Source organism: Methylorubrum extorquens (assembly GCF_024169925.1).
Lineage (GTDB): Bacteria > Pseudomonadota > Alphaproteobacteria > Rhizobiales > Beijerinckiaceae > Methylobacterium > Methylobacterium extorquens_A.
In genome coordinates, this window is sequence record NZ_JALJXF010000001.1 from 1,155,192 (window position 1) to 1,171,177 (window position 15,986).

Consider the following 15,986-nt stretch of genomic DNA (forward strand, 5'->3'; position numbering starts at 1 on the left):
ACCAAATTCGGCGGATCCCTTCGGGATAGCGGATTTGGACGTCGCTCAGGTGCCGGATGCGGTTTTCGGTTGGTCGTTTTCGTGAACCGTTGATTCCCCACTCCCGGCGTCGGGGAGCGTGGCGAGGCGGCAGCCGAAGATGAGGGGGCTTGGCCGGAAAGGACTCTTCCCGAGCCGCCCCCAACTCCGCGATCGGCGGATCTCTTCACCCCCGCAGCCGCGCCACCGCCATCTTCCGCACCCGGCTCGCATAGAACGAGAGAAACCCGCGCTGGGCGTGGTCGCCGGGGGTGCGCAGGACGAGGCCCGGATCGACCAGCATCCGCCGGCCGGTGGCGGCGGCGATGCGGCGGTTGAGGGTGAGGTGCTCGCAGCGCGCGTAATCGTCGTCGAGATAGGAGCCGAGCCGGTAATCCGCGCCGCGGTAGAGCGTCAGGCCGTTGAAGGCGGAAAGGCAGGTCGTCTCGCGCTCCCGCGTCAGGGCGCTTTGCGCCGGATAGATCGTGTCGGAGAAGAAGCGGTAATAGCCGAGCGCCCCGCGGCGGTGGCGGGCGATGTCGTCGAGGAGGTGCTCGTAGCTCACCGCCTCGTCCTCGTAGGCGAGCAGATCGTAGTAGTGCGGCTGCGAGGCCGCCGAGACGGCGAACAGGCCCGGCCGCTCCAGCTTGGCCAGCGCTGCCAGAACCGCCCCCGCTTCGGGCGGGCGCGCCATGACGTTGTCGATGTCGGCGACACAGACATAGGCAGGCGCCGGCCCCTGTCCGTCGAGCACGCGCTTGAGGTGTTCGCGGCCCCGGGCCATCCGTGCGAGCCGGCCGCGGATGTCGGCCATGAAGGCGGTGGGGACATGGCTGAGCTCGCCCCGCGTCTGCGACGCCCAGAGCAGGGCCCCGGTGCCGTCGCGGGAATCGTTCTCGCCGACGAGGGCGCGGCAATCGAGCCCCGCCGCCCTCAAGGAGGACAGGAAGCGCAGGAAGGCGGGGAGGGTGGCCGCACAATTGCGCGCCAGCGCCAGCACCACGATGTCGGGGCGCTCCGCCTCGACGGAGCCTTGCACCGGGTCGCTCATCGCACGGCTTCCTTCGGGGTCTTGGGGAGGGCGGGGGATTCGGCGGTACGCCCGGCCGTCCGGCAGGCGCAGGCCGGCTGAGCTGCGGTCTCGCGCTGCGGATCGAGGGGCAGCGTCCGGTTGAGGGTCCAGAGCGTGCCGGCACAGTTCTTGGCGTCCCACCACGGGTTGGGCCGGCCGGTGCGGGCACGCCAATCGACGCTGTTTCCGCTCACCGTCACGGTATGGCAGGGCTCGGCGTACTGGTTCCAGACCGAGATGCCGACATTGGTGAAGAGCTGCGGCCGGGCAATCACCACGTTGCCGGCGATGGTCATATGGCTGCCGCTCGCCACCGCGATCCCGTACTGGCCCGGATCGATCAGCAGGTTGTCGCGTGCTTCCAGATAGGCGCCGCCGCCGTCACCGAGCATGATCCCGCCGCCGGACTGGCTCGGGCCGCCGCCGACGAGGCGGTTGCGGCTGACCAGGATCGGCCGGCCCGCCTCGCCGCGCGATTGGAACAGGCTGATCGCATCCTCCGGCACGCCACGGCCGGGCTCGTTCTCGCCGATGTTGCAAGAGATGCCGTTGCCGGGCCCCGTCACCTTGTCGAACTGCACGAACTGGCCGGCCGGGATCGGCCCGCGCACGTTGCGCACGCTGTTGCAGCGAACCTCGACCCCGGTGGAGGAGAGCGCGCGGATGCCCGAGAGGGTGTTCTCGATCCGGTTCTCCTCGATGATGACGCCCTCGCTGCCCTCGATGTAGATGCCGACATTCCCGGTGTCGCGGATCGTGAGATTGCGGATCGTCACGTTGCGTGAGCGCTCGATCCGCACCCCCTCGCCGCCGCACGGCCCGAGGTCGAGCCCCTCGATCGTACGGTCGGAGACGTCGCGCAGGACGAGGCAGGGGCCGGACGGGTCGCTGAGGGTGCGGCGGGTCTCCTCGGCACGGGCGGGCGCAGGAGGCCAGGGGGCGAGGAGCGCGAGAGCGGCGAGCGTCGCCAGGGACATTCCCCGCGCCCGTCCGGGCCGGAACGGCGTGTCGGGCGGAAGGGCGGCGGCCTCCGCCCGGAAGATCATCGCGGCGCCGATGCCGATGCCGATCAGCGTCCAGAACGGAATCGCCAGCATCGGCCCCTCGAGGGCGACGTCGAAGCTCGCATCGATGATGATCGAGGCGACGTAACAGGCGATGAACAGGAAGAAGCCCTCCCATCTCCGCTCGCCCATCCGCCGCGCTCGCCAGAAGGCGGCGATCATGGCCGCCATCCAGACGGCGCAGGTGAGGAGCCACAGGGCGAGGCCCGGCACGCCGCCGCGGGCGAGGTAGGTCATGTGGATGCTGTGCGGGCTGCGCAGGGTCGGCCCGCCATTCTCCAGCCCGACCACGTAGCCGTCGGTCTCGGCCAGATTCGGCCCGAAGCCCTTGCCGGTCCAGAAATAGGGCCCGTTCACGGTGTAGCCGAGAATCGTGTTCCACCAGCGCAGCCGCCACTGCTTGGTGTCGTCGAGGTTGCCGCCGCTGCTCGGGGCGACGATGCTGACGATGTTGTTCACCACCGCCGCCGCGCTCACCGGCCGGTCGCTGTTGGGCAGTTCCACCTCGACATCGAGGGCGGCGGCGGCGCCCAGAAGGCCGGCGCCGAGGATCAGCGTCGCGGCCATCCGCTTCCATTGGCCGACCGCCAGAAGGGCGAGGCAGACCGGCACTGCAATCGCCAGCATCGAGCCCCGGTTCTGCGCGGCGGCGAGCACCGCGCCGAGACCGACGAAGGCGACCCAACCCGGCCCGACCCGGACGAGGCCGACCAGCGCCAGAACGCAGGCACCGGCCAGATGGGCCGAGAGTTCGCCGGCCCGCGCGGCGAAGAACGGCACGTCGCCGAGGATGAAGGCGATGATCGCCAGCGGGATCACGATGCGCGCGAGCCAGCGGAACATCCGCAGCAGGGTCCCGAGCCGCCGCGGATCGTCGAGCAGGAGGGCGATCAGGACGAAGGCGTAACCGCCGTAGAGCGCGACCGCACCGTCGCGCAGGGCATCGACCCGGTACTCGCGCAAGCCCGTGAGCGTCCGCAGCAGCACCCAGCCCATCAGGGCGGCGAGGCAGAGTGCGGGTGCGGTGGCGAGCCCGGCCGCAAGGTTGATGCCCGACCGCGCCCGCAGCACGGCGAGCAGCCCCAGCAGGAACAGCAATTCGCCGGCATAGAGCGGCGGCAGGCCGAGATAGGCGAAGCTCTTGCCGAAGATCATGTAACCGGCAAACGCGATGCCGAGCGCCGCCAGGAACAACTCCGCGAGGCGGCTTTCCCGCGACAGGGCCTGGATGGTCGTCGTCGCTGCCATCAACATCCGCCCATCGACAATCGCCACCGGTTCGATCGGGGCGAAGTCTTGCGGGCGGCGCGCGTCCTGACAATCGAGGCCGGCGGCGCATCGGGAGCGCGCCGGCCCGTACTTCCGACGTACCCCGAACGATCGAGGAATCGACGCCGCCCCTCCCGATGTCCGCGTGGTGCGCGGACCGGCCTCGTCTAGGGTCGCCGGGCCATCCTTCCGGCCGGCTTTTCCATCGCCTCGCCCTTCCCTGGACCGCTCTTCCCAGGACCGCCCTTGCCCGGACCAAGCATGCCTGCCCCCCCGCGCGACCTCCGTGCCCTGGACGGCGCCCGCCGTGCGGTTTTCAGGAGAGGCATTCTCGGGAGAGGGGTGACCGGCCCGGCGCTCTCCGTGGCCGATCAGGCGCTGGTGAGCGCCTGCAACTTCGCCACCACCATCGTGCTGGCGCACGCGCTCGGCCTCGAAGCTTTCGGCCTGTTCTCGACCGCCTGGATCGCGGTGCTGCTCACCGTCAGCCTGCAGCTCGGCCTCATCGTCTGCCCGATGATCAGCATCGGGCCGGGCCTGGGCGACGAGGCTCGGCCGGCCTATTACGCCATCGTCCTCGTTCACGAAGCCGCCTTCCTGGCGCTCGCCGGCGTTGCCGTCGCGATCGGGCTCGCTTTGGCTTTCGGCGACCGGGCGCTGGGGCTCGCGGCGGGCGCGGGCTGCGCCGCCCACCTCGCCCAGGACTTTTGCCGCCGCTACCTGTTCGCCCGCGGACGGCCGCCGGTCGTTCTGGGGATCGATGCGCTCAACCAGGGGATCAAGCTCGCCGGCCTGATCCTGCTCAGCCGGGCGGGGATGCTCTCTCCGACCCGCGCCCTGGAGGTCGTCGCGGCCTCGGCCGCCCTATCCTGCCTCTGCGCGATCCCATTCCGAGGGAAGCTGGCGTGGCGGGCGGGCGAGTTCAGCGCGGCGAGCCGGCGGCAGTGGCATTCCGGACGCTGGCTGGTGCTCACGGGGCTGATGCAGTGGCTGAGCGGCTATGGCGGCCTGCTCGTCGCCGGCGCCCTGCTCGGCGTGACGCTGATCGGCGTGCTGCGCGCGGCGCAGAGCATTCTCGGGGTTCTCAACCTGATCCGCGACGCCCTCGAGAACATCGTCCCGCCGATCGCCGGCCGGGCGCTGGCGCAACGCGGCTTGGCCGGTCTGCGGCCGGTCATCGGCCTCACCGCCGCCATTGGCCTTGCCGGGGGCCTGAGCTTCACGGCGCTGCTGGCGCTCACCGGCAAGAGCCTGCTCGCGGCGGCGTTCGGGCCCGACATGGCGGCCTATGCCTGGGTGGTGGCGTGGTACTCGCTGCTGTTTCCGGTCTCACTCGTATCCTTCGCGCAGATCTGCGCGTTTCGCGCTCTGGAGCGGACCGGCGCGGTCTTCGCCGCGACGGCGGTGGCAGCGGCCCTCAACCTCGCGCTGGTCTATCCGGCCGTGCGCGGGTTCGGCATCGAGGGCCTGCTCGGCGTGGCGATCACGAGTGAAGTGCTGGTCTGCCTCGTCCTCGCCGGGCTGCTACGACGCGTTCTGCGGGCCCCATCAGGGACGCTCGGTGCTCTGCAACCGGCTTGAAAGATCGGGTTTCGAAAGGGATCATCCCTTTCGCGGGTCCAGGGCAGAGCCCTGGTTGAGGGAAGCCGGGGCGCTGCCCCGGCGCCCCGCCAAAGGGATGATGATCCCTTTGGGAACCCGGATCACAGGCGCAGACGGCCCAGAGCGATCTCCGCGTAGAGCGCCGCATCAATCCGGCGGTAGGCGCCATCGCGGTCGATATAGAGCGGGTCGTCGGTCCGATCCGGATCGAAGCCGTCCTCGGCCAGCGTGACCTTCTTCTGCTTGAAGGTCTCGGTGTGGCCGAGTTCGTCGCTCAAGCGTAGGAACAGAGGCCGGGCGTAGACCGGAAGCCGGGCTTCCATCTCGGCGTGCAGGTACCCGAGATCGAAATCCGGCCCGACCGCGAGCGCCGCCATGCCGGCGCGGCCCTCCGCCCCGGGCACGGACACGCCGTAGACGTTGGCCTCACGCACGCCCGCGACGCGGTGAAGCGCCTCGGCCACCTCGGTGGTGGCGACGTTCTCGCCTTTCCAGCGGAAGGTGTCGCCAATTCGGTCGACGAAGCTGAAGAAGCCCTGCGCGTCACGGCGCATCAGGTCGCCGGTGCGCATCCAGGCATCACCGGGCTCGATCACGTCGCGTAGCACCTTGCGCGCGCTCTCGGCGGCGCTGGTATAGCCCTCGAACGTGTATTCCGCCCGCTCCGAGAGCCGGCCGAGCAGTTCGCCGGCCTCGCCGAATTCGGCCGGGATGCAGCGCCCCTGCGCGTCGCGGGCGGGCAGGCCCGTGGTGACGTCGTGGCGCACGATGAGGGCCGGCGAGCGCCGGGCCATGAAGGAGGGCACACGCCCCACCGCGCCGACCCGGCCCTCGACGTTGTAGAGCGAGAGCGTGCCCTCGGTCGCGGCGTAGAATTCGAGGATACGGGGGATCGCAAAACGGTCCTGGAACGCCTCCCAGACGTCCGCGCGCATCCCGTTGCCGGTGCAGAGCCGCAGGCGGTGCCGTCTCTCGAAGGGGTCGGGGGCGGCGAGCGTGAGGTAGCGACACAGCTCGCCGATATACTGAAACAGGGTCGCGCCGGACTCCGTCACGTCGGCCCAGAACCGGCTGGCGGAGAACTTCTCGCGGATCACCACCGAGCCGCCGCCGAGCAGCACCGAGCCTGGCGCCACCACGCCGCCGACACTGTGATAGAGCGGCAGGCAATCGTACATGCGGTCGTCGGGCGTCGGGTCGATCAGGCCGGCGAACCAGTGGGTCCACATCATCACCCGGTGGTGGCTAACCCGCGCGGCCTTCGGCAGGCCGGTGGTGCCGGAGGTGTAGATCAGCAGCGCGGGATCGCGCAGCGTAACGGAGGTCGCCTCGCCCGATCCGAGCGGAGCCTCGTCGAAGCCCGCCGACGCCGCGGCAAGTGAATCGTTCGCGTCCGGCCCCTGCCACACGATCTCCGGCGGCTCGGCGAGATGGGGCAGGGCCCCGTCCCACACGTCGGCGAGGTCGGCGGCGGCGATGACGAGGCAGGGGGCGGCCACTGCGAGGCAGTGGGCGAGGCCGGCGCCGCGCAGATGGGTGTTCAGCAATGCCACGCAGACGCCGACGCGGGTGAGTCCGAGCCAGACCGCGAGGTAGTCCGGGCCGTTCCGCATCAGGAGGGCGACGGTGTCCCCCTTGGTCAGGCCGCGCGCCAGCGCCCAGCGGGCGTAGCGGTTGCGGCGGGCGGCGAAGGCCCCATGGCTCAGGGTCTCGTCATGACCGATCAGCGCCGGCGCGTGGGGGCGCTCGGCGGCCACCGCATCGAGCACGAGGGGGAAGATGCGCTCCGGGCTGGCGTCGATCCGCGCCGTGCGGGCCAGGGCGCCGAGCCAGCCGGCCGTTGAGGAGGGCCGGGGCGGCGGGGCCGCGCCGTCTGGCTCCGGGCTTCCGGCGAGCGGATCGGGGGCGAGGGCTGTGGCGGAAAACTGATCCATTGCGGGCACCGTCACGCGGCGAGCGCGGCGCGGGCCGAGACCAGCGCGAGCCAGTTGCGGAACAGCCCGGCGGCGCCCTCCTGCCAATCGGCGGGGCGGGGCGGGGTCTCGGCCATGGTCGGGAAGTCGGCGTGCAGGGCCGGCGAGCGATCGGCCCGCGCCACCGCGGCGAAGGTGTCGAGACGCAGGGCGGCCTCGTCGGCGTAGTAATTCTCGGGCAGCGCCGGGCAGATGTCCCGCTCGCCATCGAGGAAGCGGCCGACATCCCGGCGGTACTCGCGGGCGAGCGTGTCGCCGTCATATTCCGGGTGGCCCTGGAGGAAGACCATCGGGGCGCCGCCCTCACGGACGAACAGATCGACGCCGACCCTCTCGGAGCGGCGCAGGATGCGGTAGCCGCGGTCGGTCAGCGCCTGTTCGGGCAGGTCGTTCCAGCGCGAATGCGGCACCGGCACGCGCGCCGGCATTCCGGCCAGCACCGGATGGTCGGCGACCGTGGTGCAGGCGTAAACGCCGGAATGCTTCGTCAACAGCGGCCGGCGCTCGATGCCATCAAGGTGCAGCACGGCCGCGTGCGCGGCCAGACACGAGAACAGGGTCGGGATGCCGCTGGCATCCGCCCAATCCACCACCGCTGCGAGCGCCGGGAAGAATGGCTCGTCGGCAAGGTGCTTGGCCTTCGGCTCGGCCCCGGTGACGACGAGGGCATCGAGCCCGGCTTCGGCCAAGGCCTCGTCAGCCCGCTTGCCCGGCGTCGCGTAGAAGCGGTCGAGATGCGCGCGGGCGAGGGGACCGCGCGGCACCGTGTCGAGGCTGAACAGGCGCAGCTCGACGCCTGGGCCGATCAGGCGCCGGAACTGCCGCTCCGTCTGCACCAGGGCGCTGTCGGGCATGTTGTTGAGGAGGCCGACGCGAAGCTTCGGCTGCACCGGCTCGGGCCACGCGAAGCCGCTGTCCTGGCCGCTGCCCTGGCCGAGATCCAGCTCTGCGGACCGGCTCACGGAGCGAATCGGGGTGCCGTGGTCCAGCATGGCGGGTCTCCTCCGAAAAGCGATGGGGAAGGGCTCAGGCCGCGAGCGCGGCGGGGGCTACGGCGGCGAGCGCCTGGTCGAGGTCTTCGAGAATGTCGTCGATATGCTCGATGCCGACGCTGAGCCGGATCGTCTCCGGCAGCACGCCCGCGACCCGCTGCTCGTCGGGGGTCATCTGGCGGTGCGTGGTCGAGGCCGGGTGGCAGGCGAGCGACTTGGCATCGCCAATGTTGACGAGGCGCTTCACCAGTTTCAGCGCGTCGTAGAACGTCTTGCCGCCCTCGAACCCGCCGGCGACCCCGAAGGTTAGGAGCGAGGAGCCTTCGCCCTTCAGGTACTTTCGCGCCATCGGGTGGTTCGGGCTGTCCACGAACCCGGCATAGTTCACCCAGGCGATCTGCGGATGCGCCCGCAGGTGCTCGGCGACCTTGCGCGCGTTGGCGACATGGCGCTCGACCCGCAGCGCCACCGTCTCGATGCCCTGCAGCAGCAGGAAGGCCGACATCGCCGGCAGCACCGCCCCAGTGGTGCGCTGGTAGACGCTGCGCGCCCGCGCGGCGAAGGCGCCGGGGCCGAAATGGTCGGCGTAGACGAGGCCGTGATAGGAGACGTCCGGCTGCGTGAACATCGGGAAGCGCTCAGGCGCCGCCTTCCAATCGAAGCGGCCGGAATCGACGATGATGCCGCCGAGCGTGGTGCCGTGGCCGCCCATGAACTTGGTGAGCGAGGCGATGACGATGTCGGCGCCGTAATCGATCGGCCGCATCAGGATCGGGGTCGGCACGGTGTTGTCGACCACCAGCGGCACGCCGTGGGCGTGGGCCACCGCCGCCAGCGCCTCGATATCGCAGATGTTGCCGGCCGGATTGCCGATCGATTCGCAGTAGACGGCGCGGGTGTCGCCATCGATCAGCGCCGCGATGTCCTCGGCCCGGTCGCTCGCGGCGAAGCGGCAGGTGATGCCCTGGCGCGGCAGGACGTGGGCCAGCAGCGTGTGCGTCGTGCCGTAGAGCTGGGGCACCGCGACGATGTTGCCGCCGTGATCCGCCAGGGTGGCGATGGCATAGTGCAGGGCAGCCTGGCCGCTCGCGACTGCCAGCGCCGAATGGCCGCCCTCCAATTCCGCCACGCGCCGTTCCAGCACCGCGACGGTGGGGTTGGCGATCCGGCTGTAGCGGAAGCCTTCCTCCTCCAAATTGAACAGGGCGGCGCCGTGGTCGGCGCTGTCGAAGGCGTAGGCGACGCTCTGGTAGATCGGCACCGCGACCGCGTGCGTGGCCGGATCGTGGTCGAAGCCGGCATGAAGGGCGATCGTTTCGCTGCGCATGTCTTGAAGTCGTCCCGAAACCGCGAAGTTGGGGCCTTGGGCGCAAGGCCTGGACCAGACTTTGCCGTACCGGAACGGGATGAACTCTTGCGGGACTTGGTGAACGCGAATCTCCGACAAGTCTTGGTTGACGACTTCGAGCGAGGGGGAAATCGTCCGAGTGACAGCGGCTGTGGCCGCGCGGCAATGTCTTTCCGGTACAAACAACGCCGTCCGGCACCTGTCCCGAAACGGAGCAAGCGTGCCAAATCGGCCCTAGTCTTGATACGATGACAGATCGGCCGAAACTCGACAGTCTTCGCCCGCCCCCGCGTTAGTGATAATCGTACAACCGACTTGTCATCCGATTAGAACCGTGGTTTCCGATAGGCTGAGCGCTTGCGGAACGATCCCGAACGCCTGCTCCCTTTGTCATCAACGCGTTCTCCTGCGCCGAACCGGCGCCCCGATCGGCGGAAGAGCGCTTCAGCGAGGATGCCGTGTCGACCACAGCGATGATTCCGTCCGTAACTTCGGGCGAGCTGCGCGCCGCCCCGATCGAGCCGAGCTGGATCCAAGAGGGACAGCCCGTGGCCCGCAACACCATGCTCTCGCGCAGCGCCGACGGCATGGCCTGGACGCTCGTCTGGGACTGCACCGCCGGCCGGTTCGCGTGGCATTACGACATCGACGAGACGATCCACTTCATCGAAGGGTCGGCCACGATCAGCGACGGCGTCTCCCCGGCCAGGACCTTCCGGGCCGGCGACGTGCTGTTCATTCCCCGCGGCGCGGTCTGCCACTGGCATGTCGAGAGCTACGTGCGGAAGGTCGCCTTCTGCCGGAAGACCCAGCCGAAGGTCGTGACACTCGCCCTGCGCGCCGCCGGCAAGGCCAAGCGGATGCTGAGCCGCCGCGCCGGTTCGGGCGGCCAGCTCGAAGCCGCCTGAGACAGCCTCTTTCACAGGATCGGACGCGATGACGACGCCGGAGCACGATACCTGGACGTTCTTCGAGGGCGCGTGGCACCCCGGCAACGTCCGGATCATGGGGCCGCGCACCCACGGCGCGTGGCTCGGCTCGACGGTGTTCGACGGCGCCCGCGCCTTCGAGGGCGTCGCGCCCGACCTCGACCTGCACCTCGCCCGGGTCAACCGCTCGGCCACCGCCCTCGGGCTCACGCCGAAGGTCGCGGTCGAGGAATGGACCCGCCTCGTCGCCGAGGGGCTGACGCGCTTTGCGCCCGAGGCCGAACTTTACATCCGGCCGATGTACTGGGCCGAGAGCGGGTTTGCCGGCGGCGTGCGCTTCGACCCCGCCTCCACCAATTGGTGCCTGTCGCTCTACACGGCGCCGATGCCGCTGCCCTCGGGCGTCAAGGCGACGCTCTCGCCCTTCCGCCGCCCGTCGATCGAGACCGCTCCCGTCGATGCCAAGGCCGGCTGCCTCTACCCCAATGGCGCTCGGGCGCTGACCGAAGCGCTGTCGCGCGGTTTCGGCAATTGCCTGATGCTCGACGGGCTCGGCAACGTCGCCGAGTTCGCCAACGCCAATGCCTTCTTCGTGCGGGAGGGCATCGTCTACACGCCGGTCCCGAACGGCACGTTCCTGGCCGGCATCACCCGCGCCCGCGTCCTCGCGCTGCTGCGTGGGGCCGGCGTCCCGGTGGTGGAGAAGACGCTGCGCTACGAGGATTTTCTAAGCGCCGACGAGGTCTTCACCGCCGGCAACTTCGCCAAGGTCGCCCCGGTCACCGGGCTCGACGACGTGCGCTTCGAGCCGGGGCCGGTGTTTCGAAAGGCGCGCCAGCTTTACTGGGATTTCGCGCATGGGCGGCTGTCGTAGCGGGTCAAAGTTCAGGCTTCGTCCCCGCTACGAGCGAATCCCGGTCAGCAGCTCAGACGTCTGCGCTCACGCCGGCCGAAGGTCTGGTAGTGCACGGCACCGGATTCCATCTGGCCCCGTCGGACCGCGCGGAGCACGTCGGGATTGCAGCGCAGGTATTCGCGCTCATCGAAGCCGTAATCACGGCGGCCATAGCCGCGGCCACCATAGCCACGGCCGCGATCCTCGTCGTCGTAACCGCGGCCACCGTAGCCGCGGCCCCGTTCTTCGTAGCCATAGTCACGGCTGCCGTAGGGCTGGGCCGAGACTGAAGCGATGGAACCCATCAAGCCCAGGCCGACGGCCGCCACTGCATAGATCGCCTTCATATCGGGTGGTCTCCTCATCCGCCTCTAGGAACGCGACGAGACGAATTTAGGTTCGCGGCCGGCACCGAACGGCCATGCTTGTGTCTCGCATCCCTCGCCCGAACGGTCTCGGGGGTCGACTTCGATGTTCCAGACTCGCCGCCCGAACCCTCGTGCCCTCACGTGGGAAAGGCGTCGCCGAAAACCTTCCCCGTTCTCACCCGCCCGCCAGGGCCTTCTCGCGGATCGCCGTGAGGCTCATGCCCGGCGTGATCGCGTCGACCGAGAACTTCACGTGGACGATCGCTGGGCGCTGCGCCGCCCGAGCCTCCGCCAGAGCCGCCGGAAAATCCTCCGTCCGCTCCACGGTGAAACCGACGCCGCCGAAGGCGCGGGCATAGGCGGCGAAATCCGGGTTCACGAGATCGGTCGCGAGGACGCGGCCGGGGAAATCGCGTTCCTGATGCATGCGGATCGTGCCGTAGCTCGCATTGTCGGCGACGATGCAGACGAGGTTCAGGCCGTACTGCACGGCGGTCGCGAATTCCTGGCCGTTCATCAGGAAATCGCCGTCGCCGTTGATCGAGATCACCGTGCGGTCGGGGAAGATCCGCTTCATCGCAACCGCCGCCGGCACGCCGTAGCCCATCGAGCCGGAGGTCGGCGCGAGGTGGGTCGCGGGGCGGCGGAAGCGGTAGAAGCGGTGGATCCAGGCGGCGTAGTTGCCCGCGCCGTTGCACAGGATCGCGTCCTCCGGCAGCGCCTCGCGTAAATGCACCATCACCTGCCCGAGATTGACCGGGCCGGGCTGCGGCGTCGGAGTCTCCGACCACGCCAGATAGTCCGCATGGGCCGCGCGGGTCTCCGCCGCCCACGGGACGGTGGCCGGCGCCGCGAGCCGCGCCAGGGCCGCCGCCATCCGGGCCGGCGCGGCGGTGATGCCGAGATGGGGCACGTAGACCCGGCCGAGTTCCTCCGCTCCGGGATGGATGTGGACGAGCCGGGTGCGGGGCGCCGGGATGTCGAGGAGCGAGTAGGTCTGGCTCGCGACCTCGCCGAGGCGGCCCCCGAGCACGATCATCAGGTCGGCGGCCTTGGCCCGCGCCACCAGCTTCGGGTTGGCGGCAAGCCCGAGATCACCCGCGTAGTTCGGGTGCAGCGGGTCGAACAGCGGCAGGCGGCGGTAGCTCGTGGCCACCGGCAGATCGAAGGCCTCAGTGAAGCGGCAGATGTCGGCATAGGCCTGCTCGGTCCAGCGGCTGCCGCCGAGCACCAGGAAAGGGTTTTTCGCCTCAGCGAGCAGGGCGGCGAGACGCTCCAGATCCTCCGCGCCGGGCGCCGCCTCGATGGCGGCGAAGGGCGGGGCCAGCGGGCCCTCTGCGGCGTCCTTCAACATGTCCTTCGGCAGCGCCACCACCACCGGGCCCGGCCGGCCGCCGGTGGCGGTGTGAAAGGCGCGCGAGACGTATTCCGGTATCCGCGCGCCGGTCTCGATCTCGGTGGCCCATTTCGCGATCGGCCCGAAGGCGGCGCGGTAATCGACCTCCTGCCACGCCTCGCGGTCGCGCAGACCCCGCTCGATCTGCCCGACGAACAGGATCATCGGCGTCGAATCCTGCTGGGCGATGTGGATGCCGGCCGAGGCGTTTGTGGCGCCGGGCCCGCGGGTGACGAAGCAGATGCCGGGCCGCCCCGTCGCCTTGCCATGCGCCTCCGCCATCATCGCCGCGCCGCCCTCCTGGCGGCAGACGGTGAGCGCGATGCCCGATTCGTAGAGCGCGTCGAGCACCGGCAGGTAGCTCTCCCCCGGCACCGCGAAGACGTGGGTGACGCCGTTGGCCGCGAGTTGATCCACGAGCGCCTGGGCGGCGGTCCGTCCGCCGGTTCGGGCGGGGAGGGCGGCGTCTGGGCTCTGGGACATCGCTTCGATCTCGCTTGACGGCAGGGCGCGTCCCGGTTCGGGACCGCCCCTCGGCACATCCTGCGGTTCGTACCGGAACTGAACAATTTCCGGCCCGTCCAGCCGGGCCCTGGACTTGCACAGACGAGCCGCAAGGACAGGCAACAGCATAGAGATGAACCGATAACGTCCGGTTTCGACCGGGGCGAGACGGGCAAGTTTCACAAGGTCCCATTTCAGATCGACGAACGGATTGCGAACCATGCTTGCGCGCCGGAGATCATCGACACCCCGCGACCGCGCCCGCCCGTTCGACGGATGGGGCGCGTGATGGGCGCCGCCGCCGCGCTGGCGCCGGAGCCCGCCATGGACGGGGGGCTCCTCAAGCAGGCGATGCGCCGCCTCGTCGGGGGGGTCGTCGTGATCACCGCCGGAAGCGGCGAGGACCGGGTCGGGCTCACCGCGACTTCGGCGGTCTCCCTCTGCGTCGATCCGCCGACCATGCTGGTCTGCGTCAACCGAAGCTCGTCGAGCTGGCCGGTCATCGCCCGGCGGCGGCATTTCTGCGTCAGCATCCTCGGAGCCGGGCAGCAGGGCATCGCCGAGCGCTTCGCCGGCATCGGCGGCCTGCGGGGCGCCGCCCGCTATCTCGGCGCGGATTGGACGATCATGGAATCGGGTGCCTCCGGCCTCACCGAGGCGCAGGCCATCGTCGATTGCACGCTGGCGGAGGTCATCGAGCGGCACAGCCACGCCATTCTGCTGGGCGCGGTGCGCGAGGTGCGGCTGAACCGGGCGGAACGGCCCGCCCTGGCCTATGGCGGCGGGCGCTTCATCGGGATCTCACCGGATGGATCGCCCCCCGACACGGACCGAATCTAAAACCCGGCCCAACCAAATCAGATTAACCAGCAACATACTTAACATCAATAAACGCTTTTTCCGCATAATCAGCAAGAGTATTTATAAAACCGCGGATGTATTGCAGTCGAAGCGGCCACAGACCAATCCAGTCGGCACAGGCTAAAGGGAAAGAGGACAATGTCGCAAGCGGTGACAGCCAGCGTCGCGGATCGGACCATGGGCCTCGCCTACGCGATCGCCGCCCGCCACGCGATCAAGCCGGAATTCGAGAAGTCGGACGCCCTGGTCGATGTCGGGCTCTCGTCCCTCGATCTCGTCAACCTGATGGTCGCGGTCGAGGCGGAGTTCGACATCATGATCCCGCCGGCGAGCCTGACGCCGAAGAACTTCTACTCGATCGAGGCCATCGCCCGGATGGTCGAGAGCGTGCGCGGCCCGAGCGCCTGACCCTCCCTCACGAACATCCCTGACGTGCCGCCGGCCCGGCCGGCTTCAGTCCAACGGAGCCCAGCCATGACGATGCAGCCCACGCCGGACGGTCGAGTCGGCGATGCCGCCGACCTTCTGACCCGCGCCGCCGCCGCCGCCGCGATCGCCGCCGCCCATGCGGATGCGGTGGATCGCGACGGGCGCTTCCCCGAGGAAGCCGTCGCCGCCTTCCGTTCGCAGCGCCTGCTCGGCGCGGCCGTGCCGATCGAACTCGGCGGGGAGGGCGCCTCGGTCCGGATGCTGGCCGAGATCGCCTACGTGCTGGGCCGCGCCTGCGCCTCCTCGGCGATGATCTTCGCCATGCACCAGACCAAGATGGCCTGCCTGATCCGGCACGGCCGCGGCGAGCCCTGGCAGGACGGCCTCCTGCGCCGCATCGCCGACGAACAGCTCCTGATGGCCTCCTCGACGACCGAGGGCCAAGGCGGCGGCAACGTCCGCTCCTCCGCCGCCGCGATCGAGGCCGACGGCGAGGCGATCACCCTGGAGCGGGCCGCGACCGTGATCTCCTACGGCGCACAGGCCGACGGCGTCGTCACCGTCGCCCGCCGCTCGGCCGAGGCCGGAGCGTCCGACCAAGTGCTCTGCATCTTCCTGAAGGAGGATTACACCCTGGAGCGCCTGAGCGGCTGGGAAACGCTCGGCATGCGCGGCACCTGCAGCAGCGGCTTCCGCCTCGTCGCCCGCGGGATTCCGCAGCAGGTGCTCGCCGCCCGCTACGGAGACATCCACAACCAGACCATGACGCCGGTCTCGCACATCCTGTGGTCGAGCGCCTGGGCCGGCATCGCGGCCTCCGCCGTCGATCGCGCCCAGGCCTTCACCCGCACGGCGATGCGGGGTGCGGGCGGCGTCGCCCCGCCCGGCGCGCTGCACTATGCGCGCGCTGTCTCCAGCCTGAAGCAGGCCCGCGCCCTCATCACGCAGGCGCTCGACACCTTCGAGGGCACGCAAGGCGACCCGGCGGCGCTGGCCGGCCTCGACGTGCAGACCGCGCTGACGATGCTCAAGGTCGAGGTCTCGGAACTCGCCGTCGCCACCGTGTCGAGCGCGCTGCGCGCCAACGGGCTGGCCGGCTACCGCCAGGACGGTGCGTTCAGCATCGGCCGGGCGCTGCGCGACATCCTCTCGGCGCCGATCATGATCCACAACGACCGGATCATGGCCAACCTCGCCACCGCGACGCTGATGTCGCCCGTCGCCGCCTCGCTGAGCGCCTGAAGGCGCCGACCCGCTCCCGTCTCG

The 15,986-nt window shown here is 70.0% G+C and carries 13 protein-coding genes; 6 read left to right on the forward strand and 7 right to left on the reverse strand.

Features of this window, described 5'->3' with window-relative positions:
* Positions 1 to 205: 205 nt before the first annotated feature.
* Positions 206 to 1,069 carry a glycosyltransferase family 2 protein gene (locus tag J2W78_RS05725; protein WP_253368787.1) on the reverse strand — a complete coding sequence of 288 codons (864 nt, stop codon included), beginning with the start codon at positions 1,067 to 1,069 and terminating at the stop codon, positions 206 to 208.
* On the reverse strand, positions 1,066 to 3,402 hold the full coding sequence (locus J2W78_RS05730; protein WP_253368789.1) for a right-handed parallel beta-helix repeat-containing protein: 2,337 nt from the start codon (positions 3,400 to 3,402) through the stop codon (positions 1,066 to 1,068). The genes J2W78_RS05725 and J2W78_RS05730 overlap by 4 nt, the downstream gene beginning before the upstream one ends.
* Before the next feature lie 363 nt (positions 3,403 to 3,765).
* On the opposite strand from J2W78_RS05730, the gene J2W78_RS05735 reads away from it, so the two are divergent.
* Positions 3,766 to 5,004: a lipopolysaccharide biosynthesis protein gene (locus J2W78_RS05735; protein ID WP_253368791.1), complete on the forward strand. Its 1,239-nt coding sequence runs from the start codon at positions 3,766 to 3,768 to the stop codon at positions 5,002 to 5,004.
* 122 nt (positions 5,005 to 5,126) lie between these two features.
* Here the strand turns inward: J2W78_RS05735 and J2W78_RS05740 are convergent, their stop codons facing one another.
* From J2W78_RS05740 to J2W78_RS05750, 3 genes are read right to left on the reverse strand one after another with little or no spacing between them, the layout of a single operon-like run.
* Positions 5,127 to 6,959, reverse strand: coding sequence for a long-chain-acyl-CoA synthetase (locus tag J2W78_RS05740; protein ID WP_253368792.1), 1,833 nt, complete (start codon positions 6,957 to 6,959; stop codon positions 5,127 to 5,129).
* 11 nt (positions 6,960 to 6,970) lie between these two features.
* The gene (gene metA, locus J2W78_RS05745) at positions 6,971 to 7,990 is read right to left on the reverse strand and encodes a homoserine O-succinyltransferase MetA (protein WP_253368794.1); all 1,020 of its coding nucleotides are present in this window, start codon (positions 7,988 to 7,990) and stop codon (positions 6,971 to 6,973) included.
* Positions 7,991 to 8,024: 34 nt separating this feature from the next.
* Complete coding sequence (locus J2W78_RS05750; protein ID WP_253368796.1) at positions 8,025 to 9,317, reverse strand: O-acetylhomoserine aminocarboxypropyltransferase/cysteine synthase family protein; 1,293 nt, start codon at positions 9,315 to 9,317, stop codon at positions 8,025 to 8,027.
* Between the two features lie 494 nt (positions 9,318 to 9,811).
* Between J2W78_RS05750 and J2W78_RS05755 the strand changes: the two genes are divergently transcribed.
* Entirely contained in the window at positions 9,812 to 10,246 is a 435-nt protein-coding gene (locus J2W78_RS05755; protein WP_253368798.1) for a cupin domain-containing protein, read from the forward strand.
* A 28-nt stretch (positions 10,247 to 10,274) separates the two neighbouring features.
* Positions 10,275 to 11,141, forward strand: coding sequence for a branched-chain amino acid aminotransferase (locus J2W78_RS05760; protein WP_253368800.1), 867 nt, complete (start codon positions 10,275 to 10,277; stop codon positions 11,139 to 11,141).
* Between the two features lie 44 nt (positions 11,142 to 11,185).
* Here J2W78_RS05760 and J2W78_RS05765 read toward each other — a convergent pair whose 3' ends face one another.
* Both J2W78_RS05765 and J2W78_RS05770 read right to left on the reverse strand, forming a co-directional pair.
* Entirely contained in the window at positions 11,186 to 11,509 is a 324-nt protein-coding gene (locus J2W78_RS05765) for a hypothetical protein (RefSeq protein WP_253368802.1), read from the reverse strand.
* Positions 11,510 to 11,705: 196 nt separating this feature from the next.
* Positions 11,706 to 13,409, reverse strand: coding sequence for a thiamine pyrophosphate-binding protein (locus tag J2W78_RS05770; RefSeq protein ID WP_253368804.1), 1,704 nt, complete (start codon positions 13,407 to 13,409; stop codon positions 11,706 to 11,708).
* 297 nt (positions 13,410 to 13,706) lie between these two features.
* Between J2W78_RS05770 and J2W78_RS05775 the strand changes: the two genes are divergently transcribed.
* The 3 genes from J2W78_RS05775 (at position 13,707) to J2W78_RS05785 (ending at position 15,962) form a co-directional block, all read left to right on the forward strand.
* On the forward strand, positions 13,707 to 14,270 hold the full coding sequence (locus J2W78_RS05775) for a flavin reductase family protein (RefSeq protein WP_367399405.1): 564 nt from the start codon (positions 13,707 to 13,709) through the stop codon (positions 14,268 to 14,270).
* A 159-nt stretch (positions 14,271 to 14,429) separates the two neighbouring features.
* Positions 14,430 to 14,699 carry a phosphopantetheine-binding protein gene (locus J2W78_RS05780; RefSeq protein ID WP_253368808.1) on the forward strand — a complete coding sequence of 90 codons (270 nt, stop codon included), beginning with the start codon at positions 14,430 to 14,432 and terminating at the stop codon, positions 14,697 to 14,699.
* Between the two features lie 66 nt (positions 14,700 to 14,765).
* Positions 14,766 to 15,962 (forward strand): acyl-CoA dehydrogenase family protein, encoded by a 1,197-nt coding sequence (locus J2W78_RS05785; protein ID WP_253368810.1) that lies wholly within the window; start codon positions 14,766 to 14,768, stop codon positions 15,960 to 15,962.
* The last annotated feature ends 24 nt before the right edge of the window (positions 15,963 to 15,986 follow it).

What these genes read in the sequence shown, in the direction of transcription:
- J2W78_RS05785 (WP_253368810.1), top strand. Translation starts at nt 14,766, where the DNA reads ATGACGATGCAGCCCACGCCGGACGGTCGAGTCGGCGATGCCGCCGAC.
- J2W78_RS05725 (WP_253368787.1), bottom strand. Translation starts at nt 1,069, where the DNA reads ATGAGCGACCCGGTGCAAGGCTCCGTCGAGGCGGAGCGCCCCGACATC.
- J2W78_RS05775 (WP_367399405.1), top strand. Translation starts at nt 13,707, where the DNA reads ATGGGGCGCGTGATGGGCGCCGCCGCCGCGCTGGCGCCGGAGCCCGCC.
- J2W78_RS05755 (WP_253368798.1), top strand. Translation starts at nt 9,812, where the DNA reads ATGATTCCGTCCGTAACTTCGGGCGAGCTGCGCGCCGCCCCGATCGAG.
- J2W78_RS05760 (WP_253368800.1), top strand. Translation starts at nt 10,275, where the DNA reads ATGACGACGCCGGAGCACGATACCTGGACGTTCTTCGAGGGCGCGTGG.
- J2W78_RS05770 (WP_253368804.1), bottom strand. Translation starts at nt 13,409, where the DNA reads ATGTCCCAGAGCCCAGACGCCGCCCTCCCCGCCCGAACCGGCGGACGG.
- J2W78_RS05750 (WP_253368796.1), bottom strand. Translation starts at nt 9,317, where the DNA reads ATGCGCAGCGAAACGATCGCCCTTCATGCCGGCTTCGACCACGATCCG.
- J2W78_RS05730 (WP_253368789.1), bottom strand. Translation starts at nt 3,402, where the DNA reads ATGGCAGCGACGACGACCATCCAGGCCCTGTCGCGGGAAAGCCGCCTC.
- metA (WP_253368794.1), bottom strand. Translation starts at nt 7,990, where the DNA reads ATGCTGGACCACGGCACCCCGATTCGCTCCGTGAGCCGGTCCGCAGAG.
- J2W78_RS05780 (WP_253368808.1), top strand. Translation starts at nt 14,430, where the DNA reads ATGTCGCAAGCGGTGACAGCCAGCGTCGCGGATCGGACCATGGGCCTC.
- J2W78_RS05740 (WP_253368792.1), bottom strand. Translation starts at nt 6,959, where the DNA reads ATGGATCAGTTTTCCGCCACAGCCCTCGCCCCCGATCCGCTCGCCGGA.
- J2W78_RS05765 (WP_253368802.1), bottom strand. Translation starts at nt 11,509, where the DNA reads ATGAAGGCGATCTATGCAGTGGCGGCCGTCGGCCTGGGCTTGATGGGT.